General features: G+C 65.2%; 19 protein-coding genes. 16 read left to right on the forward strand and 3 right to left on the reverse strand.

From position 1 onward, the window contains the following. Positions 1-74: 74 nt before the first annotated feature. The 3 genes from QM748_RS05155 (at position 75) to QM748_RS05165 (ending at position 6,154) form a co-directional block, all read left to right on the forward strand. Entirely contained in the window at positions 75-3,539 is a 3,465-nt protein-coding gene (locus tag QM748_RS05155) for a TonB-dependent receptor domain-containing protein (protein WP_415245967.1), read from the forward strand. A 61-nt stretch (positions 3,540-3,600) separates the two neighbouring features. Continuing rightward, positions 3,601-4,512, forward strand: a complete 912-nt coding sequence (locus tag QM748_RS05160; protein ID WP_415245968.1) for a hypothetical protein — start codon at positions 3,601-3,603, stop codon at positions 4,510-4,512. Positions 4,513-4,669: 157 nt separating this feature from the next. Next, a complete protein-coding gene (locus QM748_RS05165; RefSeq protein WP_415245969.1) occupies positions 4,670-6,154 on the forward strand; it encodes a porin family protein in 1,485 nt (494 codons plus the stop codon). 34 nt (positions 6,155-6,188) lie between these two features. On the opposite strand, the gene QM748_RS05170 is transcribed toward QM748_RS05165, so the two are convergent. Then, a complete protein-coding gene (locus QM748_RS05170; RefSeq protein ID WP_415245970.1) occupies positions 6,189-7,031 on the reverse strand; it encodes an IclR family transcriptional regulator in 843 nt (280 codons plus the stop codon). A gap of 422 nt (positions 7,032-7,453) precedes the next feature. On the opposite strand from QM748_RS05170, the gene QM748_RS05175 reads away from it, so the two are divergent. The 5 genes from QM748_RS05175 to QM748_RS05195 all read left to right on the forward strand — a co-directional run bounded on the left by QM748_RS05175 (position 7,454) and on the right by QM748_RS05195 (position 13,814). Continuing rightward, positions 7,454-8,221 carry an enoyl-CoA hydratase/isomerase family protein gene (locus QM748_RS05175; RefSeq protein WP_415245971.1) on the forward strand — a complete coding sequence of 256 codons (768 nt, stop codon included), beginning with the start codon at positions 7,454-7,456 and terminating at the stop codon, positions 8,219-8,221. A gap of 114 nt (positions 8,222-8,335) precedes the next feature. Then, positions 8,336-9,403 carry an ABC transporter substrate-binding protein gene (locus tag QM748_RS05180; protein ID WP_415245972.1) on the forward strand — a complete coding sequence of 356 codons (1,068 nt, stop codon included), beginning with the start codon at positions 8,336-8,338 and terminating at the stop codon, positions 9,401-9,403. Between the two features lie 16 nt (positions 9,404-9,419). Then, on the forward strand, positions 9,420-10,481 hold the full coding sequence (locus QM748_RS05185; protein WP_415245973.1) for an ABC transporter ATP-binding protein: 1,062 nt from the start codon (positions 9,420-9,422) through the stop codon (positions 10,479-10,481). Between the two features lie 19 nt (positions 10,482-10,500). Next, positions 10,501-12,252: an ABC transporter permease subunit gene (locus QM748_RS05190; RefSeq protein ID WP_415245974.1), complete on the forward strand. Its 1,752-nt coding sequence runs from the start codon at positions 10,501-10,503 to the stop codon at positions 12,250-12,252. Further along, positions 12,252-13,814 (forward strand): AMP-binding protein, encoded by a 1,563-nt coding sequence (locus QM748_RS05195; protein ID WP_415245975.1) that lies wholly within the window; start codon positions 12,252-12,254, stop codon positions 13,812-13,814. Before QM748_RS05190 ends, QM748_RS05195 begins: the two co-directional genes overlap by 1 nt. Before the next feature lie 185 nt (positions 13,815-13,999). On the opposite strand, the gene cadR is transcribed toward QM748_RS05195, so the two are convergent. After that, complete coding sequence (gene cadR, locus QM748_RS05200; protein WP_415245976.1) at positions 14,000-14,437, reverse strand: Cd(II)/Pb(II)-responsive transcriptional regulator; 438 nt, start codon at positions 14,435-14,437, stop codon at positions 14,000-14,002. A 384-nt stretch (positions 14,438-14,821) separates the two neighbouring features. Between cadR and QM748_RS05205 the strand changes: the two genes are divergently transcribed. The 8 genes from QM748_RS05205 (at position 14,822) to QM748_RS05240 (ending at position 24,424) form a co-directional block, all read left to right on the forward strand. Then, entirely contained in the window at positions 14,822-16,969 is a 2,148-nt protein-coding gene (locus QM748_RS05205; protein ID WP_415245977.1) for a heavy metal translocating P-type ATPase, read from the forward strand. A gap of 54 nt (positions 16,970-17,023) precedes the next feature. Then, positions 17,024-17,374 (forward strand): hypothetical protein, encoded by a 351-nt coding sequence (locus QM748_RS05210; RefSeq protein WP_415245978.1) that lies wholly within the window; start codon positions 17,024-17,026, stop codon positions 17,372-17,374. A gap of 129 nt (positions 17,375-17,503) precedes the next feature. Beyond that, positions 17,504-18,748, forward strand: coding sequence for a TolC family protein (locus QM748_RS05215; protein ID WP_415245979.1), 1,245 nt, complete (start codon positions 17,504-17,506; stop codon positions 18,746-18,748). An 18-nt stretch (positions 18,749-18,766) separates the two neighbouring features. After that, positions 18,767-19,333: a hypothetical protein gene (locus tag QM748_RS05220; RefSeq protein WP_415245980.1), complete on the forward strand. Its 567-nt coding sequence runs from the start codon at positions 18,767-18,769 to the stop codon at positions 19,331-19,333. Beyond that, positions 19,330-20,442: an efflux RND transporter periplasmic adaptor subunit gene (locus tag QM748_RS05225; protein WP_415245981.1), complete on the forward strand. Its 1,113-nt coding sequence runs from the start codon at positions 19,330-19,332 to the stop codon at positions 20,440-20,442. The genes QM748_RS05220 and QM748_RS05225 overlap by 4 nt, the downstream gene beginning before the upstream one ends. Positions 20,443-20,457: 15 nt before the next feature. After that, complete coding sequence (locus QM748_RS05230) at positions 20,458-23,577, forward strand: efflux RND transporter permease subunit (protein ID WP_415245982.1); 3,120 nt, start codon at positions 20,458-20,460, stop codon at positions 23,575-23,577. Between the two features lie 43 nt (positions 23,578-23,620). Further along, a complete protein-coding gene (locus QM748_RS05235; RefSeq protein ID WP_415245983.1) occupies positions 23,621-24,019 on the forward strand; it encodes a hypothetical protein in 399 nt (132 codons plus the stop codon). Positions 24,020-24,277: 258 nt separating this feature from the next. Further along, complete coding sequence (locus tag QM748_RS05240) at positions 24,278-24,424, forward strand: hypothetical protein (protein WP_415245984.1); 147 nt, start codon at positions 24,278-24,280, stop codon at positions 24,422-24,424. A gap of 12 nt (positions 24,425-24,436) precedes the next feature. Here the strand turns inward: QM748_RS05240 and QM748_RS05245 are convergent, their stop codons facing one another. Beyond that, on the reverse strand, positions 24,437-25,420 hold the full coding sequence (locus tag QM748_RS05245) for a magnesium and cobalt transport protein CorA (protein WP_415245985.1): 984 nt from the start codon (positions 25,418-25,420) through the stop codon (positions 24,437-24,439). Positions 25,421-25,422: the final 2 nt, after the last annotated feature.

Below are 25,422 nucleotides of genomic sequence, written 5' to 3' on the forward strand. Positions count from 1 at the left end.
GCACTTTTGGCCTGGCTCGCGTGTCCTTCCAGTTGTAATAGTTCTCATTAACCCATGTCTTCACTGGAATCGCGATGCCTGGCCTAGCCCGACCCCGCAAGAAACATTTCTCGACCCGCCACTCCTCTGTCTTCGGGCGGCAGAATCTCCGCCTCAACACCACGCTGCTATGCATCCTGACGGCCTTTTTGGCCCCAGAGCCCAGCCACGCCCAGGCCGTCGGCACATCTCAGCAACAGGGTGTGCGCAGCTATGACATCGGTCCTGGGCCGCTCGCCGAGGTGCTCAACCGCTTCGCGCGCGAGGCGGGCGTATTGCTCTCCTTCGATGCCGAAGCGCTGCAAGGGCGGCATTCCAGCGGCGTTCAAGGCGAGCATGCGGTGGACGACGGCTTTCGCCGATTGCTCGCCGGAAGCGGCCTGCGTGCGGTTTCCACCGGAGCAGGCCGCTATGTCGTGCGCGCGGCGCTGTCCAGCATCTCGGGTGAAGACGACCCAGCCCGCAATGCGCGGGAACTGAACAGCGTTCTGGTCACAGGCGAACGCATGCGTGACGAGGTCGGCCACGACAACGTTTATGACAAAAACGTCACCACTGTCTACCAGGATCGTGAGCAGCTGCAACGCTTTCAAGCGACCAATCCTGGCGACGTGTTCAAGGGCATGAACGGCGTCTATAGCATGGACACACGCAGCAGCCAGGCCATCACGCCCAACATTCGCAGCATCTCCGGTGAAGGGCGGGTACCGCTGACGATCGATGGCACCGAACAATCGACCAACATCTGGCTGCACATGTTCGGCGCGGGCAACCGCAGCTATGCCGACCCGGCATTGTTCAGAAGCATCGAGGTGGAAAAGGGGGCATCGCTGAGCCGAGGCATCAGAAGCGGTGTCGGCGGGGCAGTCAACATCCGCACGATAGAACCCAGCGACATCATCCCCGCAGGTAAAAGCCTCGGCGTCGAAGTCAAGCTGGAAGCTTCCGGCAATAGCAGCAAGCCGAGCATCGACGTCAATTCGTATTTCGGTAAAGACTATCGTGACGTCCCCGGCGCCTATCGCTTCGACGGCACCAATGTAAGTATTCCCGCGCCGCCGCCGCGCAATAAAGGCGGCGGGGAGAATTTCAATTTCGACAGCCATTCCGGCATGGTGGCAGTGGCCGGGCGAAATGAAATGGTGGATTTCCTGCTGTCATACAGCGAGCGCCGGCAGGGCAACTACTATGCCGGTAAAAGAAATTCCAGAAAATATGCTGGCCACGACCCTTTTGACAAAAGCACCACCGACTCCTACGTCCCCAACCTGACCAAGCTCTACTACGCGGGTGACGAGGTGTTCAACACCGCCAGCGAAACCAAGACCACGCTGTTGAAAAACAACTGGTACCTGCCCAATGCACAGAAGATCGGTTTCCAGTTCATGCGCACCGACCTGGATTTCGGCGAAACCACCCCCGGGGATTCCGTGCTGATGTGGGCTTATCGAGAAGGAGCCGAGCAAGCCCGGCCCGATGATGACTGGGCATCCGCGCCGAGATTCGTGTTCGAAAAGCCGCATTCGGAGTTGAAGGTCGACCGCTACAAACTGGATTACGAGATCAAGCCTGAAGACTCGGACTGGGTGAACCTGGAAGCCAGTTTGTGGCACACCAAAACCACGGGCACGCGCCATCAGACGGGGATTGCTCCATTTGGCATCAATGCCGATGAGAAAACGACGAAAGATCTGGAGTTTTATGACTGGGCACTGGATCTGCTGGGGCCTGAAGCGATGGAAGGCTATCCGGTGCCGGAGCATGACGGCACCATCGTTTCCAACGGGCGCCAATGGACCAGCCATGACCGTACCGGCTTCGATCTCAGCAACCAGATGAAACTGGCGGACAATCTGCAGTTGATCGTGGGCGGCAGCATTCAGCGGGAAAAGCTGGATGACCGGGTGCAGAGAAACAATAGATCGAGCAATGGCGTGCTGCCGGATGGCGCTTCGATGCATACACTCACCGATTTTCTCGGCCCTCGCTCCGGCAAGCGCGAAGAATATTCGGCCATGATGAATCTGACCTGGCAGCCAACCGAGTGGCTTACGCTCACCGCCGGCGCCCGGTATATGCATTACTCCGGCAAGGATACCGGCACGGCCAAGCGCCGGGCGGCAAGAGAGGAAAAATTCGCGGCGCTTCGGCGAAAAACCGGAATGAAGCTGACGTGGGGGGAATTACTTACAGATGCAGAGCGCCAAGCTATCGACACCTTAAGCAAGAATGAGGTTGATACTTTTGTGGCTGCACAACCATATATTTCCGACTTTTACCAGTATGGCACTCGAACCCCGGAGGTCGATGCATGGCTGGCTGCCATACGGGCGGGAGAGGAGTTCACGAATGGACGAAGCATAACGAAAAATCCAGCGGGAGATCTCCTTTTTTGGAAGCATGAACTCATAGTCCCCATCAAGAATGGAAAGCCAGATTCAGCACAAAATCCGTTTGCGAATGGCGAACTGAATGCCGCTGAATCGGTGGAGCATGCGCAAGGTGTGGATAATGCACCTAAATATACAACGGCTGTTAATGACTACTATGTTTATGAACGGCTTGATGAGGGGAAGGCCTGGGAGGCTCCTCCCGAGCAGTCGGGGGATGCCTGGAGCCCGGTACTGAGTGCAACGGCAAGAATCACCGAATTTGGCAGTGCTTTCGTGCGCTATGCGCAAACCACCCGTTTCCCCAGCATCTTCGAATTGACTTCCAGCTCAATCGTTGATGGAGCCAACACGGAAGGCACGCTGTTGATAGATGGTGCCAGCAAGCCGGAGCGCAGCATCAATTGGGAAATTGGCTATACCCACAACCTGACCCAGTTTTTCCCTGGCATGGAGTTGGCTGATGCACGCATCAGCTATTACAACACCGAGATCAGGAATTTCATTGACAGGAACCGCTATCTCGACATCATCCAGTTCGACAAGAGGAAAACCAGCGGCATCGAGCTGCAATCTCGTTTCGACACCGGTCTGTTTTTTGGAAGCCTGGGTGCCACCTATCGGCTGAAGCAGAAGATGTGCGACAAAGACTATGCGTCAAGCATGGATCCTTATTACAACAGAATTCCACAATGCATGACCGGCGGCTTTCCTGATACCTATGGCGGAAGCAGCCTGCAGCCGAAATACTCCATCGTGATGGCGCTGGGCGGCCGACTGATGAACAGGCGTCTGGAAATGGGCTGGCGGGGCGTATATCACTCTGGTGCGGAAAACAAGCAACTGGATAGCCTGCTCGCCGTGAATACGGCGCCGCCTGGGCTGGATAATTTACCTCGTGATATGTGGTTTAGGGGCGGGCAGCATACCTTCTACTGGAAGCCGGTATTGTTGCATGACCTGTATGCCCGGTTCGAGGTGAGCAAGGACGTGCTGCTGAACTTGAATATAACCAACCTGACTGATGAATACTATATCGAGCCGATGTCCAAATCCTTGTTGCCCGGACCGGGGCGCACCGTTTCGGCGGGAGTAACCATCAAGTTCTAGTTTTTTCTTGTTTTTCGTAAAAAACAAGCTTTCCATTCAACTCAACCAAGAGGAAACTGAAATGAAGAAATCCATGATTGCCTTGTCGGCAATGGCATTGCTCGGCAGCAGTGCGGTACTGGCCGCATCGCCGAATGTGCAAGGCGGCAGCAGTAATTACGGCAAGGTTAGCCCATATGCGTCGAACCACGGAACGTTCGGCGGGTACAACTCCGGCCTGGATCTGAATGGTCACGGTAGCGCCATCGATTTGGCTGGCGGTCCAATCAACGGTTCGAATAACGCCATCGCTGCCGGCGGTAATGGCGGCATCATGAGGCCCGTGCATATGGGCATGCTTCCCTTGCCTATCGATGTTGCCCAGGTGTGGAAGGCATCGGCATCCAATGGTTCCGCCAAGTTCGTGATCAACAGTGTGCGCCAGATCACCACCCTGTCTTTCGCTCCGCAATTTGGCGGCCTGGTGATTGGGCAAGTGGCCGATGCCAGCGGCACGCCGCTGGCAGTGGGCAGCGGTGTTTATTTCGGCGAATGGGCGCCAAGGGCGGCAGGCACTCCGCCCACAAACAGCACCAATCTTAATATGGCCGATTCTGGCCGAACTGTTTGGTATGTGGGCGACAACGCAGTACAGAACACTCCCACTCTGACCAACGTAACCTACAACGTGATCGGTATCCGTGGTGTGGGCACTGCAGCCGACAACCTGCCGGCTGCACCCAAGCTGTACACCGGTGTGCTTACGGCCAACTATGGTAGTGGTAGCAGCAATACGCTGGTTGGCAACCTGAGCCGCGCGGGCGATACCAGCGTTCCCATCAGCGCTACCATCTATGGCAATGGTACGTTCAGAAATACTGCTGCAACGATCGAGGGGCGTTTCTATAACAATGCCGACGCACTGGCCGGCATCTACACCGGTGGCGGAACGGCTGCATCCAATATCGCTTTCGGTGGCAGCCGTTCGAACTGATGCCTGACCACTCTCCACTGGCGGCCACCAGCGGAGAGCGTCAGACGGGCGATTCCGGGTGAATCCTCATCCGGGCATCGTTTGGCACGGGCAGCACCTTCGGAGGCCGGTTCGCCGGCCTCCATTCTATTCCTTCCATCCTTGCCTGGAAAATCCGATGTTCCATTGCTTCAGGGCCCCGGGGTTCGCCCTGGCGGTTGCTTTCGTGCTGCCCGCCGCCTGGGCGGACGACGACGATACCCGTTTCCTGTTGGAGCAGACGCAGCGCGCGCTCGGGCAGAAGGCCAAGGCCGAGGCGGCACTGGCCGCGCCTCCGGGCTCGCTGCTGTACGAGGGCAAGGTGTACGAAGTCGGCAATACGCCGCAGGAGCTGGAGCCGGCCATCTACGTGGCGATCAACACCGGGCAGTGGACGCATCTGCCGGATTTCGTCTCGCGCTATCGCCTGCTGCGGGAGCACCGTCCAGCGCTGGTGGCGATGGCCGAAAGTCTGCTGGCGCGCTTCCGGGGTGACTATCCGACCGCCGTGCAGCGCATGCAGGACGCCAGTGCGCTGGAGCCCGACGACGCCCGCATTCGCCTCGAGCTGGCGCGGCTGTGGTTCGAGGACAACCAGGACAAACGGGCGCGTGCAGGCTTTGCCCGCGCACTCGAGGCCGGCCTGCCGCCAGATACCCATATGATGGTGCAGCAGTATCACCAGGCTTTGGACATCCGTGCCGGCTGGCACGGCACCGCAGCCGCGGGCTGGGGCTACAACGACAACATCAACCAGGGCAACGGCTACCGCCGCTGCATAAGCTACATCCCGATATGGAATATCTGCGAGTTCGAACGGGTAATGCCTGAGGCCATCGGTTCGCAGATGGTGAATTACGAGTTGTCCGCGCAGCGCCGCTTCAACCTGTGGGGCAACCACAACCTGCAGCTGCGTCCGCTCAGCTACGGCAACTACTATTCGCGCACCAATCCTTCGGACACGGCCATCGTCAAGGACTACAGCACCAACCTGGCGATCCTGCAGGCGGGCTATCAGTATCTGAACGCGCGCGACAACATTACGCTGACCCCTTACCTCGAGCGCTACTACCGCAACCGCCACAGCGAATACCTGGCGCATGGCCTGCAGCTGGAGTGGAGCCGTTCGCTGAGCCAGAAGTGGCAAGTGGGCACCAGCCTGGACGCCAAGCGCTACGAGTACACCTCGAAAGGGCAGCTGACCGGCGCGGACTACAAGCAGTACCAGTGGAGTCTGACGGCGAGCTTTTCGCCTCAGCCAGCAACTGCGCTGTATAGCGGGCTGGACCTGACGCGCAAGAAGTACGAGGTGGCGCAGGCCAGCAGCAAGGACTGGGCGGTGCGCGCGGGCGTCCATCACCAGTTTGCCGGCGAAGCGGGTCTGTTCATGAACGTGCTGGCCATCTACCGCGAGAGTCGCAGCGACGCCTTCGACGGTTTCCTGGGCGCGCGGCGGCACGACAAGCAGGAGATCTACATTGCCAGCCTGGGCGCCAGCGGCTGGAAGATCGCCGGGCTGGTACCCGAACTGCGCGTGCGCCACAGCATCAACCGCAGCAACCTGGACTGGGCCTTCGGCTTCCGCCAGACCGAGGCCAGTGTGATGCTGCGGCACAACTTCTGAACTTGCCGGGCAGCGTGGCTGGCCCGCTCCGGCGTCACCCCCGGCTTGAAATCGCCCGTCCTGCCGCGATCAGCAGCGACAGCATGTTCTCCTTGTCTTCCTCGCCCTTCCATTGCGGACGGGCGATGCCGATGTTGATCGCACCGACGACGTTGTTGCTCGAGTCGGTGATGGCGACGCCCAGCGCGATGTCGCCCAGATACAACTCGTCTTCCACGTGGGAATAGCCCAGGTCGCGGATGGTGTCCAGCCGGGCCAGGATCTGTTCGCGGTCATTGACCGTGTGGCGGGTGTACTTGATGAGGTTGGAACGGTCCAGGATGGCTTCGGCCTCGGGGCGGGGCAGGGCGGCCAGCATCGCCAGGCCGGACGAGGTGCAGTAGGCGGGCAGGCGAGTGCCCATGATGATTTCCGGCGAGAGCACGTAGCGGCTGACGATGCGCTGCAGGTAGACGATCTCGGTGCCGTCGAGGATGGTCAGGTTGACCGCCGCCTCGGTTTCCATGGCCAGGTGCTGCAGGTAGGGCATCGCCCGGCTGACCAGGTCGTTCGACGATATGTACTGGTGCGCCATCCGCAGGATGCCGGGCGACAGCTCGTACGACTTGCTGCGGGGATCCTTCCTGAGCAGGTTGAGCGTCACCAGCGTGTGGGTGAAGCGCTGGACCGAACTCATGTCCATGCCCGACTGCGCGACGATCTGGGTGAGCGTGAGCTGTCTGCGGCTGGGACCGAAGACGGCCAGGATCTGGAAGGCCTTTTCCACCGAATTGACGAAGAGCGGCGACGACCTGGGGTCGGCGGTCTTGCGCTTGCCCTCGGTGCCGGCGGCAGGGTCGGAGAGGGGGGAGGGCGGGGAGGCAGGTTTTCTTGGCATGGGTTCGGATGGCGCGTTCGTTCTCGATGCGTATCTTATTGCATAAAAATAAATAAATCTTGCTTGCGCACCACAAGCAGGCGCAATCACGCAACAGCTCACCCGATCGGTGCATTGGCAAGCTGCGTCAAATCGATTTTTCCGCCCGAGTGCCCTGTTTTCACTGGAGCCAAAAGCTGGCACGGCTCATGCTTTGGGTTTGCCGATTTCTCGAAAAATTCAGTATTTATTTAGTGAATAGAAATAATTTTTCTTGGGTAGCGGCCTGGGAGGGCTGTGTGTTTGCTTGAAACTCCTCGTTCAGGCCATTTTTTCTTGGTGATCAGCGCTCCTGGTTAGGGTATTCACTTATTTTCTATGGCTATCACACAGTTTTATATTTTATAAAAATACAGTTCTATCGGCGCAACGGAGAAGCCAGCATGACCACTTACCAATTCATCCAAACCGAGCAGCATGACAACATCGGCCTGATCCGGCTCAACCGCCCGGAGAAGCTCAATGCCTGGAACGGCGCCATGCGCGCCGAGATCATGCAGGCGCTGCGTGCCTTCAATGCCGACGCGGCGACGCGCGCCATCATCATGACCGGCGCTGGCGACCGTGCCTTCTGCGCCGGCCAGGATCTGGAGGAAGCCCAGCACTTCGACGAGACGGATTCCGAGGCCTGGATCCGCACCTGGGAGGAGTACTACGACACCCTGCGCAGCCTGGACAAGCCGCTGATCATGGCGCTCAACGGCACCGCCGCCGGTTCTGCCTTCCAGGTGGCGCTGCTGGGCGACGTGCGCATCGGCCACCCCGGCATCAAGATGGGCCAGCCCGAGATCAACTCCGGCATCGCCAGCGTCACCGGCCCATGGATCATGAACCTGGTCCTGGGCATGTCGCGCACCATCGAGCTGACCCTCACCGGCCGCCTGATGGATGCCGAGGAATGCCGCCACATCGGCATCCTGCATCATCTGGTGCCGCAGGATCAGGTGATGGCCCGCGCCTTCGAAGTGGCGCGCGAACTGGCCGCCAAGCCGCCCGTCACGATGCGTCTGGACAAGCAGCGCTTCCGCGAAATGAGCGAGGCGAGCTTCCGCGAGACCATCGACGCCGCGATCCGCATCCACGCCGACGCCTACAGGTCCGGCGAGCCGCAGCAGATGATGGCCGCCTTCCTGGCCAAGCGCCAAAAGTAAAGCCCGGACCCGCCGCTGATCCCGCCCTGGCGGGGCAGCGGTTTCACCAGCGGTGGCCCGCGGGCCACCTGCCGTCCCTGATCCCCAGACGTCTTGCGTCGATAGGAGTACGCCATGAGCAAAATTCTCGAAAGCAGTGACCGCCGTCAATTCCTGAAAGCCGCCGCAGGTGGCCTGGCGCTGGCCCAGGTCGCACCGCTCGCCTTCGCGCAAAGCAAGCAGCAGATCGTCGTGTCGGACCCGGGCGGCCCGTACACCGCCGCCTACCGCCGCGCCTTCTACGATCCGTTCGAGAAGGCCACGGGCATCAAGGTCGTCAACGTGGCCCGCGAAGCCCAGCCAAGCGCCCAGATCGGCGCCATCGTCAAGTCCAAGAACTACATCTGGGACGTCACGACGCTGACGCTGTCGGCCGACATTCCCTACCTGGAAGCGAACAACCTGCTCGAGCCCATCGGCCTGACGAATGCCGAGTTCCCCGACCTGATGCCGGATGCGATCACCCCGCACTGGCTGGGCGTGGATGTGTACGCCACGATCATGGCCTACCGCACCGACAAGTTCGGCGACAACGGCCCCAAGAGCTGGGCCGATTTCTGGAACGTCGAGAAATTCCCGGGCCGCCGCAGCCTGCGCCGCAACCCCATCGACACGCTCGAACAGGCGCTGATGGCCGACGGCGTGCCGGCCAGCGAGCTGTATCCGCTCGACGTCGAGCGTGCCTTCCGCAGCCTGGCAAAGATCAAGCCGCACATCAGCATCTGGTGGACCTCGGGCGCGCAAGCCATGCAGATCATCCAGAACGGCGACGTTGACATGGTCGCAACCTGGAACGCCCGCGCCCAGACCGCCATCGAGAATGGCGCGCCGGTCAAGATCGTCTGGAACGAAGGCCTGTACGCGATCGAGGGCTGGGGCATCCCCCGCGGCACGCCGCGCGCGGAGCTGGCCAAGCAGTTCGTGCGCTTCTGCGCCGATGCGCAGCGCCAGGCCGAGATCACCTCCGACCTGCCGTACGGGCCGACCAACACCAAGTCGATGCAGTTCATCGCCCCCGAACGTGCCGCGGTGCTGCCCAGCGCGCCGGACAACATCAAGGGCATGGCGTCGCCGAGCCCGCAATGGTGGGCCGAGAACAGGCAGGCGGTGACCGAGCGCTTCAACAACTTCCTGATTTCCTGAGCGCGGGGTCCTTGCCATGTTCAAGCTCGAAACCACCGGCCTGGCCAAGCGCTACGGCGACTTCGACGCGCTGCTGCCGACCGACGTGCAGGTGCGTGCAGGCGAGTTCCTGACCTTGCTCGGGCCGTCCGGCTCGGGCAAGACCACGCTGCTGATGATGATCGCCGGGCTGGTCACGCCGTCCGGCGGCAAGCTGCTCATCGACGGCAAGGATTCCACCTACGCGCCGCCGGGGGATCGCGGCATCGGCATGGTGTTCCAGAGCTACGCGCTGTTCCCGCACATGACGGTGCGCGACAACGTGGCCTACGGGCTGCGCATGCGCAAGGTGCCCGAACGCGAGCTGGCCGCGAAGGTGGAGAACGCGCTGGGCATGGTGAAGATGACGCAGTACGGGCATCGCTACCCGAAGGAGCTGTCGGGCGGGCAGCAGCAGCGCGTGGCGCTGGCGCGCTGCTTCGCCTACAACCCTTCGGTGGTGCTGCTCGACGAACCCTTGGGCGCGCTCGACAAGAAGCTGCGCGAACACATGCAGATGGAGATCCGCCGCCTGCACCACGAGCTGGGCTCCACCTTCATCTACGTGACGCACGATCAGGAAGAGGCGCTGACCATGAGCGACCGCATCTGCCTGATGAACCATGCGCACATCGAGCAGCTGGGCACGCCCATGGATCTGTACGACAGGCCAAGAACGCGCTTCGCCGCGGATTTCATCGGCCAGTCCAACCTGATCGACGGCCACATGCTGCCGACCGGGCAGTTCCAGGTCGGCCAGGCGACGATTCCTGTCCACCCGCAGGACGACGTGCCGGCCGCCGGCAGCGGGGCCACGCTGATGGTGCGCCCGGAGGCGGTCGAATTGGTCCCGCCCGGCGAAGGCTGGCTCACGGGCACGGTCGGCGAAGCCGTGTTCCTCGGCAGCGAGGTGCGTGCCGTGCTGACGCTGGACCAGAGCGACGACGCGGCCGCCGCCGCGACCTTCATTGCCCGCTGCGGCCGCGAGCGCCAACTGGCGCTGGGCGACAGGGTCGGGCTGCACTGGGATCTGGCGCGCTCGCGCGTGCTGAGCGCCTGAGCCCCGCAAGGAGATTCTCATGCAGACCACCGCCTTGCCGCCGGCCTCCGCGCCGCTTTCGCCGCAGCGCCAGTTCGCCCGGATCTGGCTGCCTGCCGTTCCCGCAATCGCCTTCCTGGCAGTGTTCTTCCTGGTGCCCGTGCTGCAGATCCTGTGGGGCGGCTTCGTCTCCGACGAAGGCAGCCTCGACACCTCGTCGTTCGAGCGGCTGGTGTCCGCACCCGTATACGTCAAGGTGCTGTGGACGACCTTCGGCATCTCGTTCGCCACTGCCTTGCTGTCGGTGGCCCTGGGCTATCCGCTGGCCTACCTGCTGAGCATGCTGAGCGAGCGCCGGCGCAACCGCTGGGTGCTGTGGATCCTGCTGCCGTTCTGGACCAGCTACCTGGTCAAGACCTATGCCTGGATGCTGCTGCTGTCCAAGACCGGCCTGCTGACCACGGTGGCGACGCTGCTGGGGCTGATCGACGGCAACGACACCCTGGCGCCCTCGCTGCTGGGCGTGCTGGTCGGCATGGTGCATGCCATGCTGCCGCTGGCGGTGCTCACCATCCTGCCCACGATGCAGGGCATCAACCGCCAGTTGAGCAGCGCGGCGGAAATCCTCGGTGCCGGCCGCGCCACCAACTTCCTCACCGTGTTCTTCCCGCTGTCGCTGCCCGGCGTGGCCGCGGCCGGCCTGCTGGTGTTCATCACCTGCCTGGGCTTCTTCATCGTCCCCGCGCTGCTGGGCACGCCGCGCGAATCGATGATCGCGCAGATGGTCATTTCCTCGGTGCTGGAACTGCTCGACATGCGCATGGCCGGGGCGCTGTCGATCCTCATCCTGGTGTGCTCGATCATCGTGTTCTATGTGTACGACAGGCTGGCCGGGCTGACCTCGCTGGCCGGCGAGACCAGCCAGAACGATGGGGGCGGGGCAGGCTGGTTCTCGCGGCTGGGCTATGCGCTGGGCGGGCTGCTCGACCGGGTGTTCGCCGCGCGCACCATCCGTGCGCAGAAGGCCAGCGTGCTGGTGGGCTACTGCTTCGCGGTGGTGGGTTTCCTGGTGCTGCCGATCCTGATCGTCATTCCCATCGCCTTCAACAAGACCGCGGTGGTGGCGTTCCCGCCCGAACTCTTCAGCCTGCGCTGGTTCCAGGATTTCCTCGACTCGCCGGTCTGGCATGCCGCGATGGTGCGCTCGCTGAGCGTCGGCGCCGTCACCGCGCTGCTGGCCGTGATCCTGGGCTTCGGCGCCACCTACACGCTGACCAAGGTGTCCTCGCGCTGGGTCAAGCCGCTGTTCGCGCTGTACGTGGCGCCGCTGATCGTGCCCCGCATCGTCGTCGCCATCGGCCTGCTGTACCTGTTCGCCAGCCTGGGCATGACCGGCAGCGACGTGGCGCTGGTGATCGGCCACACCGTGCTGGCCATCCCCTACGTGGTCGTGACCCTGGCAGCCGGCTTCCGCCAGTTCGACTGGCGGCTGGACGACGCGGCGCGCATCCTGGGCGCTTCCGGCTTCGCCCGCCTGCGCACCGTGCTGCTGCCGCTGCTCGCCGGCAGCATCACCTCGGCGCTGCTGTTCGCCTTCATCGTCTCGTTCGACGACCTGACCATCGCCATCTTCGTCAGCGGCGGCGTCAACACCACCCTGCCGAAGCAGATGTGGGACGACATCCAGCTCGCGGTATCGCCCACGCTGGCGGCGGTCTCCACGCTCATGATCCTGCTGATCACCCTGATCATCTTCCTGTCTTCGTACATCAAATCCAAAGGTAGCCGGTGATGACCCGACTTCAATACCTACCCCAGCGCATCGACAACGACCAGTTCGACGTCGCGCCGCTGCTCCACGCGGGCTTGCTGAGCGACGACCCGCATACCGTCATCGACTTCCAGGGGCAGCAGCTGTCGCCACAGGCCTTGCGCGCGGATGTCGCCGCCTTCCAAGCCTGGCTGGCGGCCGAAGGCTTGGAGAAAGGCGATCGCGTGGCCGTGATGCTCGGCAATTCGGTGCAGCACATCGCGCTGATCTACGCCATCGTGCTGTCGGGACTGGTCTGGGTGCCGATCAACACCAAGCTGCGTGGCGTGGGGCTCAAGTACATCCTCGAGCACTCCGAACCGACGCTGCTGATGCTCGACGACGAATTCGCGCCGCTGTTCGAGGAAGCCGGCGAACGCCTCGAAGGCAATGCGCGCGTGGTCAATGTGGCGCGCCAGGACTGGTCCGTCTCCAGCCGCGGCGGCGCCGTCGTCGGGGGCGGACTGGCGCTCACGCCCTGCGATGTCGGCGACACCCTGTGCCTGATCTACACCTCGGGCACCACCGGCGCGCCCAAGGGCGTGACCTTCACCCATCGCATGATGCGGATCGCCACCGAGGCGGCGATCCGCGTGGCCGACATCAAGGCCGGCGACCGCGCCTTCCTGTGGGAGCCGCTGTGCCACATCGGCGGCGCCCAGATGCTGTTGATGCCATTCCTGGAAAAGGTCACGCTGCTGGTGGTCGAGCGCTTCTCCGCCAGCCGCTTCTGGGGCCAGTGGCAGGACACCCGCGCCACCCATCTGCACTACCTGGGCGGGGTGCTGGACATCCTGATGCAGCTGCCCGAGGACGCCAAGCCGGCCGATGTACACATTCCCATCGCGTGGGGCGCGGGTGTGTCGGCGAGCAACTGGCAGCCCATCCGTGACCGCCTGGGCTGCGAGCTGCGCGAGTGCTACGGCATGACCGAATGCTCCAGTTTCGCCACGCTCAACGAGACCGGCAAGCCGGGTTCCATCGGCCGCCCCCTGCCGTGGATCACGCTCAGCCTGCTCGACGACAACGACCAGCCGGTGCCGGTCGGCGCGGCGGGCCAGATCGTGCTGGAAAGCAGCCTGGAAGGCACACTGCTGCCGGGCTACTGGAAGAACCCCGAAGCCACCGCCAAGGCGCTGCGCAGCGGCCGGCTCTACACCGGCGACATGGCGCGCCAGGATGCCGACGGCGACCTGTTCTTCATCGGCCGCGCCTCGGACAGCATGCGGGTGCGCGGCGAGAACGTGTCGGCCTGGGAGGTCGAGCGTGTATTCGCCGACCATCCCTGCATCGAGATGTCGGCCGCGATGGGCGTCAAGAGCGCCATCGGCGAGCAGGAGATCTTCCTGCACGTGAAGTTCAATGAAGGCCAATCGGTCGATTGGGCCGAACTGGTCGACTGGGCCAGGCCGCGCCTGGCGGCCTTCCAGCTGCCGCGCTATTTCATGAAGATCGAGCGCTTCGACCTCACGCCCAGCCAGCGCATCCAGAAGCACAAGCTGTCGCCCGATACGGGTACGGCATGGGATAGGGCAGCGAAATAGTTCTCCGCCCATCGCGCCGGACCCCATGTCCGGCGCGATCGCCATCCATTCTTCCCGCTTCCTTCCCGCAACCACTTCGCCTTCCCGAACCGCCGCGACATGGGGGCGCCCAGGCGGCGAGGCTTCTGCCAAACCCGTGCCGATCGGCGGCGGCCGGCCGGCAAGGCCGTCGGCGGAACGCAATGCTAGCGGGAATGCACCCCCAGCCGCGTGACGGCGGCAGGCTCCTGCGCAGCCACCGACAGCTCCGCCAGGATGCCGCACTGATCCACGCTGCTCGGGCTGCAGCAGCGCTGGCGCAGTTCCCGCAGTTGCTTCTCCAGTGCGCGCAACTCCCTGATCCGCGCCGAGACGTGCCCGATGTGGGCGTCGATGAGCGCATTGACGTTGGCGCAGTTTTCCGCGCCGCCATCCTTGACGCCCAGCAGCACACGGATTTCATCGAGCGACATGTCCAGGCTGCGGCAATGGCGGATGAACTGCAGGCGCTCCAGGTGGGGCGGCTCATAGCGCCTGAAATTTCCTTCCGTACGCGCCGGTACCGGAAGCAGCCCTTCGCGCTCGTAGTAGCGGATGGTCTCCACCGGCGTACCGGATGAGGTCGCAAGCTCGCCGATCTTCATGACGTTCTCCAGAAATCCACTGTCGGATTATAGGGCTTGACTCTTTAGTTGCTACAGGGTTTCCAATACCCGTCATCGAAACGGCTGGATCAGTTCGCCATGAGCACTTCAGACTCGAAATGCGCTCCGGACGCACAAGCGGGGAAAGCCCCCGACGCGTGTTGTGAACGACCCGCATTGCGTCCTTTCTCGCCTGCTGTCCCGCATCACAACTGCTGCGGGGACTGCACCGGCGAAGCACCCATCGCCTGGCCTGCCAGGCTGCGTGTCCGGCAGGAGCCGGCGTGCTGCGAAGGGCCGGCGGCTGGCGGCTCCTCCACAGGCGGTCACTGCCCGGACGATCACTGCTGCGCAGCGCCTGGCATCACCGTCGCCGCGCCTGCCATGGACGACGTCCAGGGAATGACCCTGCTGCGCATTCCGGCAATGGACTGCGCCGTCGAGGAGGGCCAGATCCGGCGCGCGCTGGAAGGCATGCAGGGCATCGCGCGCCTGCGCTTCGATCTGCCTGCCAGGGTGCTGGCGTTGGATGCGCCCGCCGGGACGATGGCGGCCGTCGTGGCCGCGATCGAGCGCCTGGGCTTCAAGGTGGAAACCCTGGCGGCACCGCCGCGCGCGGAGGACGTCGCCAGACGCCAGCGCACCGAGCTGCATCGCCTGCTGGCTGCACTCGCCGTGGCGCTTGCCGCCGAGATGTTCCACTTTTTCGCGCCCGAGACGCTGGTCTGGAAGCTGGCCGGCATGGGCGTCGCGGCTGCGGCCATCGCCCTGGCCGGCACGGAGGTCTTCCGCAAGGGCCTGTCGTCGCTGCAGCGCTGGCAGCTGAACATCAACGCGCTGATGAGCGTGGCCATCATCGGTGCCTTCCTGATCGGCCAGTGGCCCGAAGCCGCGATGGTCATGGCCTTGTACTCGCTGGCCGAGCTCATCGAGGCGCGTTCGGTCGAGCGCGCGCGCAACGCCATCGCCGGCCTGCTCGCGCTGTCGCCGCCGCAGACGGAAGTGCGCCAGCCCGACGGCAGCTGGATGCTGGTGGATGCGAAGGCCGTGGCGGTCGGCGCGACCGCGCGCGTCAAGCCGGGGGAGCGTTTCGCGCTGGACGGCCGCGTGCTCGCCGGACGCAGTGCGGTGGACCAGTCCCCCGTCACCGGCGAGAGCATCCCGGTGGACAAGGAGGCCGGCGACGAGGTCTTTGCCGGCACCATCAACCAGAGCGGCGCGCTGGAATTCGAAATCACCAAGCCGGCCGCGGACACGGTACTGGCGCGCATCATCCACGCGGTCGAGGAGGCCCAGGGCCAGCGTGCCCCCACGCAGCGCATCGTGGACCGCTTCGCCGCCGTCTATACCCCGGCGGTGTTCGTGATGGCCCTGGCGGTGGCCGTCGGCACACCGCTCGTGCTGGGCTGGCCCTGGCTGGAGGCGATCTACAAGGCGCTGGTGCTGCTGGTCATCGCCTGCCCCTGCGCGCTCGTGATCTCGACGCCGGTGACGGTGGTCAGCGGACTGGCGGCTGCGGCGCGCAGGGGCATCCTGATCAAGGGCGGCGTCCATCTGGAGCAGGCCCGCAAGCTGCAGGTCATCGCCCTGGACAAGACCGGCACGCTGACCGAAGGCCGGCCCGCGCTGGTGGCGCATCAAGTCCTGTCCGAGGCCTTGCCCGCGCAGCAGGTGCTGCGCATCGCCGCGAGCCTGGCCGCTCGTTCCGATCATCCCGTATCCAGGGCGATCGCGACCGGCCTGGGTGCCGAGCCGCTGAGCGTCGGCGACTTCGGCGCCGAACCGGGACGCGGCGTATGCGGTGTGGTGGATGGCCGGGAGTACGTGCTCGGCAACCATCGCTGGATTCATGAGCGGGGCCTGTGTTCGCCGGAACTGGAAGCGCTGATGCAGGCGCAGGAGGCCCAGGGCCGCACGCTGTCGCTGCTCGCCAGCGGCGACGATGCCCTGGCGCTGTTCGCGGTGGCCGACACGACGCGGGAAACGAGCCGCCAGGCGATCAAGGATTTGCATGCCCTGGGGGTGCGTTCGCTGATGCTCACCGGCGACAACCCTTCGACAGCGCAGGCCATCGCACGCCAGGTCGGCATCGACGAGGTACGGGCCAACCTGCTGCCGCAGGACAAGCAGCAGATCGTGGCGCAGTTGAGCGCCGGCGAGACCGTCGGCATGGTCGGCGATGGCGTGAACGATTCGCCGAGCCTGGCGGTCGCCGCCGTGGGCTTCTCGATGGGCGCCGCCGGCACCGACACGGCCAAGGAGGCCGCCGACGTGCTCATCATGAACGACGATCTCCGCAAGGTGCCCGAGACCATCCGGCTGTCGCGCAAGACCCACGCGGTGCTGTGGCAGAACATCGTGCTTGCGCTCGGGATCAAGGCCGTGTTCTTCGTCCTGGCCATCTTCGGCAATGCCACGATGTGGATGGCCGTGTTCGCCGACATGGGCGCCAGCCTGCTGGTGGTGTTCAACGGCCTGCGCCTGCTGAGGGGGGTGCAGGGCGGGGAGGGCAGTGCCTCCCGCCCGCAATGACTGCGCTGACAACACAGTTTTTTGTTTCCGTCCCTGCCGCTACAATCCGCCACCATGCGCCGCTGGCTCTCCATCCTTTTCCTGCTGATGCTGCCGCTCCAATTCAGTTGGGCGGCAGTCAGTGCGTATTGCCAGCACGAAACCGGCGCAGCGGCCGATCATCTCGGGCATCACGCCCATTCCCATCAGGCAGGCGCCGATGAAACCGCCGGCGGCGAAGGCAGTGGATTCGATCCGGACTGCGGCTTCTGCCATGCGGGCAGTTGCACGACGGTATTGTCGGCAGACCTGAGCGTCGTGCCTGCCAGCATCGTCGCCGTGCTTCCTGGCGGCGAGTTACGGACCTGGCTGCCCGCCGGGCTCTCCGCCGAGCCTGAGCGCCCCAAGTGGTCCCGCCCTGCCTGATCGGCAGGGCATCCCTTTTTCCTCGATTCCGTGCTTCGACCGTCTTGGACGGTGGTGCCGCGCGTCCGTCGCGGCCCGCATGATCGTGCCTTGCCGATTTTCCGTACCTCGTCCCTTGCGGAGAATTGGATGCTTCAAATCAAACGTATCGATTGGATCGCGGGGCTCTTGCTGAGCCTCGCCGCCGGCGGCGCCTGGAGCCAGGCGCCGCTGACACTGGAACGGGCTTTCGAAGCCGCCTGGGCGCGGCAGCCCGAAGCGCAGTCGTTCGACGCCGTGCAGGCGGCGGCACGCGCACGGCGGGAGAGCGCGGACGACTGGCTGGCCGAGCTGCCGGCGCTGGAAGTCGCGGGCAAGACGGATCGCTTCGACGGCAATCACGGTAGCCGCGAATACGAGATCGGCATCGCCATGCCGATCTGGCTGCCGGGCGAACGCGGCGGCATGGCCGGCCTCGCCGCGGCGGAGCTGAGTGCCGGCGAGAGCCGCAGCCACGCGGCCCGCCTGCGCACGGCGGCCGAGGTCAGGGAAGCGTACTGGGCGTGGCAGCGCGCCGTGGTCGAGGCCGAACTCGGCCGGAAACGGCTGGACAGCGCGCGCGAGCTGGCCGCGGATGTGGCACGCCGCGTCAAGGCAGGTGAACTGGCGCGCGCCGACCAGCACCAGGCAGACGGCGCCGTGGCGGCGGCCGAAGCGGCGGCGGCGGAGGCCGACAGTGCGCAGGCCGAGGCGATCCGGCAGTTGCGTGCGCTGACCGGGATCACGCCGACGCTGGATGCGGGCCACATGCCGCAGCCGGAGGCCTACCCGGGCCTGGCCGCAGCCGACGGAATGGCCGAAGCCTCGCATCCGGTCGTGGCCGAGCTGAGGGACAAGGCCGAAGTCGCGCGGCGCGCCATGCAGCTGGCCAACATCCAGGGGCGCGCGAACCCGGAGCTGAGCCTGACGACCACCCGCGAACGGGGCGCAGCAGGCGAAGACTGGGAGCAGACCGTGACGCTCGCCGTGAGCATTCCGTTCGGCGGCGGCTCGCGCCATCGTGCGCGTGTCGCCGAAGCCAATGCCGCAGCGATCGAAGCCGAAGCCCAGCTTTTGATCGAGCGCGAGCGTGTGCTCGCCGACCTCGATCTGGCGCAGGTACGCGTCGCATCGGCGCGCACGCAACTGACGGCCGCCGAGCGGCGCGCCCGGCTTGCCGGCGAGTCCCGCGGCTTCTTCCAGAACGCCTTCCGCCTGGGCGAGGCCGACCTGCCGACCCGGCTGCGCATCGAGCTGGAAGCGGACGAGGCCGAACGCCAGCTCGCCCGCGCCCGCATCGATCTGGCTGCCGCCATTTCCACCCTGCGCCAGGCCCTCGGTCTGCTGCCCCGATAAACGACAGGAATTCCCCACATGAAGATTGTCCATACCCTGGCGGCCTGGAGCATGGCTGCCGCGTTGGCGGGCTTTGCCGCCCCCGTCCTGGCCGGCCCAGGACACGACCATAACCACGGCGACGAGCCGGCCCAGATGTCCGGCCCGGCACTGCCGCGCTTCACCGCCGTTTCCGAGCTGTTCGAACTGGTCGGCGTGGTTGACGGCAGGAACCTCACCCTCTACCTGGATCATTTCGCCGACAACGCTCCGGTGCTGGAGGCGACCCTGGAACTGGAAATCGACGGCACGCCCGTCCCCCTCGAAACCCGCCCGGACGGGACTTTCGCAGCCGTGCTGGCCGAGCCGCCGGCGCCGGGCGTGCTGCCCGTGACTGCGATGGTGGTCGCCGGCGACGAGGCCGACCTGCTGGCCGGAGAGCTCGACATCCACGACGACGAGGAAGCACACGGCGTGGAGACCGCGGCAGACATGACCCGCTACGCCGGCTGGCTGGTGGCCGGCTTGCTGGTGCTCGGCGGCGTGACCCGGGCAGCGCTGCGCAAGGATGCTGTGGCCAAGCGCTCCGTCGGAGGTGCGGCATGAAGGCGAAGATCCTGATCGCCATGCTGAGCCTGGCGCTGGCCGGCACGTCGTGGAACGCCCTGGCGGGCCCCGGCCACGACCACGGCGACGAAGGCCCGCTGCAGGCCAGCGGCAATGGCCCGCGGCGGCTGCCGGACGGCAGCGTCTTTCTGCCCAAGCCTGCACAGCGCCAGATCGGCGTCCTCACGCAGCTGACGGAAGCCGGAGAGCTGCCACGCTCGATCGCGCTCGCGGGCCGCGTCGTCATGGACCCGAATGCCGGCGGCCGGGTGCAGGCGATGCTGGCCGGCCGACTGGAAGCAGGGCCGAAAGGGCTGCCTAGTGTCGGCCAGGCGGTGAAGAAGGGAGACGTCCTCGCCTACGTGCTGCCGTCGGCAGGGCAGATCGAACGTTCGAACCAGCTTGCGCAGCTGGCCGAGCTGCAATCGACCAGGACACTCGCGCAGAAGCGCGCCGAACGGCTGCAGGCCCTGGCCGATACGGTTCCGCGCAAGGACATCGAGGCCGCCGAAAGCGAACTCGCCAGCCTCGGCGCCCGCATGGCGGCATTGAATGCCGGACTCAGCAATCGCGACGTGCTGGCCGCGCCGGTTTCGGGAGTGCTGGCATCGAGCAGCGCGGTGGCCGGCCAGGTCGTCGATGCGCGCGAACTGATCTTCGAAATCGTCGATCCGCAACGCCAGCACGTCGAGGCGCTGGCCTACGACGCCGAACTGGCCGGGGACGTCGCGGGCGCGAGTCTCGCCGCCGGCGAACGGCGCGTGCCGCTGTCGTTCATCGGTGCCGCCCGCAGCCTGCGCGAACAGGCCTTGCCGCTGCGCTTCGCGGTCGATGACCGGGCTGCGCCTGCGCTGACGGTCGGCCAGCCGGTCGAAGTCATCGTGCAGACGCGCAGCACGCAGCACGGCGTGAGCGTGCCGGCGGCCTCGGTGCTGAAGAACCCGGCGAACCAACCCATCGTGTGGGTCAAGACCGCGCCCGAGCGCTTCGAGCCACGCACCGTGACCGTCGCGCCGCTCGACGGTGCGAACGTCGCGGTGACCTCGGGCCTCGCTGCCGGCGAGCGCGTCGCCACGCGCGCGGCCACGCTGATCAACCAGATTCGCTGACGGAGCGTCCGCACGATGTTCAAGTGGCTACTCGACAACAGCCTGGGCAACCGCATGCTGGTGATCATCGCCATCCTGGTGCTGATGGCTTATGGCGCGTTCACGCTCACGCGCACGCCGGTGGACGTGTTCCCCGATCTCAACAAGCCGACGGTCACGATCATGACCGAAGCGGGCGGCATGGCGGCCGAGGAGGTCGAACAGCTCATCACCTTTCCGCTCGAGACGACGATGAACGGCCTGCCCGGCGTCGAATCGGTCCGCTCGGTGTCGAGCGCGGGGCTGTCCTTCATCTACGTCACCTTCGACTGGAGCACCGAGATCTTTCTGGCGCGGCAGATGGTGTCCGAGCGCCTGTCGGCGATGGAGGAAGGCCTGCCCGAGAACGTGATTCCGCGCATGGGGCCGATCAGCTCGGTGATGGGCGAGATCATGCAGATCGCGATCCCGGTCGACACGGCGAAGAGCACGCCGATGCAGGTGCGCGAATACGCCGACTGGGTGCTGCGCCCGCGCCTGATGGCGATCCCGGGCATCGCGCAGGTGATTCCGATCGGCGGCGAAGTGCGCCAGTTCCAGGTCCAGCCGGATACCCGGCGCATGGCGGAGCTGGAGATTTCGCTCGACCAGCTGGAAGCGGCGATCCGCGGCTTCTCCTCGAACACCTCGGGCGGCTTCCTGGAGCTCTCCGGGCGGGAATACCTCATTCGCCACCTGGGTCGCACGTCCAGCCTGGACGACCTGAAGAACCTCGCCATCACGTCGCGCAACGGCCAGCCGATCCTGCTGCGCCAGATCGCCGAGGTCACTTTCGCGCCGGCGCTCAAGCGCGGTGATGCCGGCTTCGAAGGCAAGCCGGCGGTGATCCTCGGCATCCAGAAGCAGCCCACCGCCGACACCATCCAGCTGACGCGGCTGATCGAGGATGCGCTTGACGAGATGAAACGCTCGCTGCCCGAGGGCATGGAAGCGCCGGAGGTCACCTTCCGCCAGGCAAGCTTCATCGAGGCCTCGATCAGCACCTTGCAGGGCAAGCTGATCGCCGCATCCCTGTTCGTCGCGGCGATCCTGTTCTTCTTCCTCGGCACGCTGCGTCCGACGGTGATCGCGCTCACCGCGATTCCGGTATCGATCTTCATGACCGCGCTGGTGTTCAAGTACTTCGGCTTGTCGATCAACACGATGACGCTGGGCGGGCTTGCGATCGCGATCGGCGGGCTGGTCGACGATGCGGTGGTGGGCGTCGAGAACGTGCTGCGGCGGCTGAAGGAGGACAGGGCAAGGCATCCGACCCACCGCCTGCACCCGATCGAGCTCGTCGCACGCGCGACGATGGAAGTCCGCTCGGCGATCCTGTACGCGACCATCATCATCGTGCTGGTGTTCCTGCCGCTGTTCGCGCTGCCGGGCATGGAAGGCCGCCTGTTCGTGCCGTTGGGGGTGGCCTTCATCGTGTCGACGCTGGCCTCGCTGGTGGTCTCGGTGACGGTGACGCCGGTGCTGTCCTTCTACCTGCTGCCGCGGATGAAGTCGCTCGACCATGGCGATACACGCCTGCTGGCCTGGCTGAAAGCGCGTTACCGTGCAGCGCTGCAAGGCGTGCTCGATCGCCCGCGGGCGGCCGTCGCGGCCGGAGGGCTCGCGGTCGTGGTCGCCGCGGCCGCGGTGCCTTTCTTCCCGACGACTTTCCTGCCGCCGTTCAACGAGGGCACCCTGCTGATCGGCATGCGCCTCAACCCCGGCGTGACGCTGGCGGAATCCACCGAGCTCGCCCAGCAGGCCGAAGTGCTGGTGTCGCAGGTGCCCGAGGTCACGCACGTCGGCCGCCGCAGCGGCCGGGCAGAGCTCGACGAGCATGCCGAAGGCGTGCACGTCAGCGAACTGGACGTCGGCCTCCAGCCGGCAGCGGAGCTGACCCGCTCGATGGGGGAAATCACCGCCGACATCCGCTCGCGGCTGGTGAATCTGCCGGCCGCGATCTCCATCGGCCAGCCGATTTCGCACCGCATCGACCACATGCTGTCGGGCGTGCGCTCGCAGATCGCGATCAAGATCTTCGGCGAAGACCTCGACGTGCTGCGCGGCCAGGCGGATGCGCTGCAGGCGCGGCTGGCCGGCATTCCCGGCGTTGCCGACCTGGAAGTGGAGAAGCAGGTGCTGGCGCCGCAGATCAAGGTGCGCATCGACTATGCGGCGGCGGCCCGCTACGGCGTGCCGGCACCTCAGGTGCTGGCTGCGCTGCAAAGCCTGGTCGAAGGCGAGCGCATTACCCAGATCGTCGAAGGCGGCCGGCGCTTCCCGCTGGTCATGCGCCTGCCCGAATCCGCGCGTTCGATCGACGGTCTGGCGCAGATCCTCATCGAAACGCCGAGCGGGCATGTGCCGCTGTCCAAGCTGGCATCGATCGAGGACGGCGACGGTCCGAACCAGGTCAGCCGCGACGACGGCAAGCGCCGCATCGTGCTGTCGGCCAACGCGCAGCAGCGTCCGCTGTCCGAGGTCGTCGCCGACATCCGCGCCGCGGTCGCCGGCATGACGCTGCCGGAAGGCTACTTCATCACGCTGGGCGGGCAGTTCCAGGCGCAGGAGGAAGCCTCCCGCCTGGTCGGGATGCTGTCGATCGTGTCGCTGGTGCTGATGTTCGTGGTGCTCTACAGCCGCTACAAGTCGGTACGGCTGTCGGCGCTGATCATGGCCAACATCCCGCTTGCGCTGGTCGGCGCGGTCATCGGCCTGTGGCTGTCCGGCCAGCCGCTGTCGGTCGCGGCGCTCATCGGCTTCATCACGCTGGCCGGCATCTCGGTGCGCAACGGCATCCTCAAGGTCAGCCACTACATCAACCTGATGCGCATCGAAGGCGAGAACTTCGACCACGCGATGATCCTGCGCGGTTCGCTCGAACGCCTGTCGCCGGTGCTGATGACCGCGCTGGTGACGGCCTTTGCGCTGGCGCCGCTGTTGTTCGAGGCCGAACGGCCGGGCACCGAAATCCTGCATCCGGTCGCGGTGGTGATCTTCTCCGGCCTGATCAGCTCGACCCTGCTGGACACCTTCCTGACCCCCGCGATGTTTTGGCTCTTCGGCCGGCGCGATGTCGAGCGCCTGCTGGACGACCGGAACACCGAGGCATTCTGAGCGCAGTACCCCCCGACGACACACGACCCCGAAAGGAGCAGACATGAAACTCTCGAAATTCATTGCCATCGCCGCCCTGGCGCTTGCCGGACCGGCCTTCGCCGCCGACGACCACGGTCACGACCACGACCATCCGCACGAGCACGCAGCGCTGCACGGCGGCGTGCTGGCCGAGGCCCGCGGCCTCGACCTGGAGCTCGTCGCCGCGCCCGACCGCATCCGGCTTCACGTGCGCGACCACGGCACGCCGGTCGATGTCTCCAGCGGCAGCGCCAAGCTCACGCTGCTTTCCGCCGCCGGCAAGCAGGAAGTCGAACTGAAGCCGGCCGGCGACTACCTGGAAGCGACGGGCGCGTTCAACGTTGGCGCCGGCACCAAGCTGGTGGCCGTGCTCAGCCTGCCGGGCAAGCCGGCGGCGACGGCGCGCTTCTCGCTGAACTGAGAATCTGCCGCCGCCACGCGAGCACCGTGGCGGCGGCTCGACCGGAGACGGAAATGCAGATGAAATCGATGATCGGAGGCCTTGTCCTGGCCTGCCTCGCTGCCCATGCCGGCGCGGAAGTCGATGCGGACAAGTATCCGCGGGAAGCAGGCTGGCGTACGGGGACGGTGGTCGAGATCGGCCCGGCCCGGGCGCTGGAGCGGCCCTCGTACTACGATTGCCGGCGCGGCCCGGCTGCCGGCCAGGCGGATGAACCCTATGTCGTTGTCCGCCTTCCTGCGCAACGGCCGGCCCTATGCACGTGCCGCGCCTTTGGCAGCGGCAGATGCGAGCCTGCAGGTCGGCGACAAGGTCTACGTCAATATCGAGGACTGCGGTGCGGCGGTGGCGAAACGGGACTCATGAGTTCGCCCGGCGCTACAGCCACTTCGCCTTTCTGAACTGCCAGTACAGGAATCCGCCCAGCGCCGCGATCGTGGCCAGTGCCAGCGGGTAGCCGTATTTCCATTCCAGTTCGGGCATGTACTTGAAGTTCATGCCCCAGATGCCGGCCAGCGCGGTGGCGACGGCGAAGATGCCGGCCCAGGCGGCGAGGCGCTTGCTGATCTCGGTCTGGTCGACGGTGACCAGCGCCAGGTTGACCTGGATCGCGGTGGCGATGGTGTCGCGGATGCCGTCGAGCGAGGCGTTGATGCGGACGAGGTGGTCGAAGACGTCGCGGAAATAGTGGCGGCTCTTGCTGCAGACGTCGGGCACGCGGCCGCTGTGCAGCTTGCCGGCGGCTTCCATCAGCGGCGTGACGGCGTGCTTGAGCAGCGTGACCTTGCGCTTGAGGCGGTACAGGCGGCGGATGTTGGAGCGCGCGGCGCCCCTGGTGAAGATGCGTTCTTCCAGTGCCTCGACTTCGGTTTCGAGCTTTTCGATGTGCGGGAAGTAGCGATCCACCACCGCGTCCATCAGCGCGTAGAGCACATAGCCCGGGCCCTTGGCCAGCATCCGCGGCTCGCGCTCGCAGCGGGCGCGCACGCCGGCGAAGTCGCGCGGGCTGTCGTTGCGCACCGACAGGATGTAGTTGGCGCCGACGAAGACATGGACTTCGCCGATGTGCAGGCTGCCTTCGCGCTCGTCGATCAGATGCATCACGGCGAACAGGCTGGTGCTGCCGTCGTCGCCGTCGTTGTATTCCTCGACCTTGGGCCGCTGGTGGCCGTGGTTGGCGTCCTCGACCGCCAGTTCGTGCAGATCGAAGGTGCTTTTCATCACCGCTAGTTCGTCCGGCGTCGCGTCCTTCAGCGCAACCCAGACGAAAGTGTCCGGCCGCGCCAGGTAGTCGCCGATGCGCTCGACCGGCAGGTCGGCGAGCTTGCGGCCGTGCTGGTAGGCGGTGCAGTTGATGAGCATGG

The organism is Thauera sp., assembly GCF_047601425.1.
Classification (GTDB): Bacteria; Pseudomonadota; Gammaproteobacteria; order Burkholderiales; family Rhodocyclaceae; genus Thauera.

Excerpts from the sequence above, each read along its gene's own strand:
- QM748_RS05155 (WP_415245967.1), top strand. The coding sequence starts at position 75 with ATGCCTGGCCTAGCCCGACCCCGCAAGAAACATTTCTCGACCCGCCAC.
- QM748_RS05160 (WP_415245968.1), top strand. The coding sequence starts at position 3,601 with ATGAAGAAATCCATGATTGCCTTGTCGGCAATGGCATTGCTCGGCAGC.
- QM748_RS05165 (WP_415245969.1), top strand. The coding sequence starts at position 4,670 with ATGTTCCATTGCTTCAGGGCCCCGGGGTTCGCCCTGGCGGTTGCTTTC.
- QM748_RS05170 (WP_415245970.1), bottom strand. The coding sequence starts at position 7,031 with ATGCCAAGAAAACCTGCCTCCCCGCCCTCCCCCCTCTCCGACCCTGCC.
- QM748_RS05175 (WP_415245971.1), top strand. The coding sequence starts at position 7,454 with ATGACCACTTACCAATTCATCCAAACCGAGCAGCATGACAACATCGGC.
- QM748_RS05180 (WP_415245972.1), top strand. The coding sequence starts at position 8,336 with ATGAGCAAAATTCTCGAAAGCAGTGACCGCCGTCAATTCCTGAAAGCC.
- QM748_RS05185 (WP_415245973.1), top strand. The coding sequence starts at position 9,420 with ATGTTCAAGCTCGAAACCACCGGCCTGGCCAAGCGCTACGGCGACTTC.
- QM748_RS05190 (WP_415245974.1), top strand. The coding sequence starts at position 10,501 with ATGCAGACCACCGCCTTGCCGCCGGCCTCCGCGCCGCTTTCGCCGCAG.
- QM748_RS05195 (WP_415245975.1), top strand. The coding sequence starts at position 12,252 with ATGACCCGACTTCAATACCTACCCCAGCGCATCGACAACGACCAGTTC.
- cadR (WP_415245976.1), bottom strand. The coding sequence starts at position 14,437 with ATGAAGATCGGCGAGCTTGCGACCTCATCCGGTACGCCGGTGGAGACC.
- QM748_RS05205 (WP_415245977.1), top strand. The coding sequence starts at position 14,822 with ATGGACGACGTCCAGGGAATGACCCTGCTGCGCATTCCGGCAATGGAC.
- QM748_RS05210 (WP_415245978.1), top strand. The coding sequence starts at position 17,024 with ATGCGCCGCTGGCTCTCCATCCTTTTCCTGCTGATGCTGCCGCTCCAA.
- QM748_RS05215 (WP_415245979.1), top strand. The coding sequence starts at position 17,504 with ATGCTTCAAATCAAACGTATCGATTGGATCGCGGGGCTCTTGCTGAGC.
- QM748_RS05220 (WP_415245980.1), top strand. The coding sequence starts at position 18,767 with ATGAAGATTGTCCATACCCTGGCGGCCTGGAGCATGGCTGCCGCGTTG.
- QM748_RS05225 (WP_415245981.1), top strand. The coding sequence starts at position 19,330 with ATGAAGGCGAAGATCCTGATCGCCATGCTGAGCCTGGCGCTGGCCGGC.
- QM748_RS05230 (WP_415245982.1), top strand. The coding sequence starts at position 20,458 with ATGTTCAAGTGGCTACTCGACAACAGCCTGGGCAACCGCATGCTGGTG.
- QM748_RS05235 (WP_415245983.1), top strand. The coding sequence starts at position 23,621 with ATGAAACTCTCGAAATTCATTGCCATCGCCGCCCTGGCGCTTGCCGGA.
- QM748_RS05240 (WP_415245984.1), top strand. The coding sequence starts at position 24,278 with ATGTCGTTGTCCGCCTTCCTGCGCAACGGCCGGCCCTATGCACGTGCC.
- QM748_RS05245 (WP_415245985.1), bottom strand. The coding sequence starts at position 25,420 with ATGCTCATCAACTGCACCGCCTACCAGCACGGCCGCAAGCTCGCCGAC.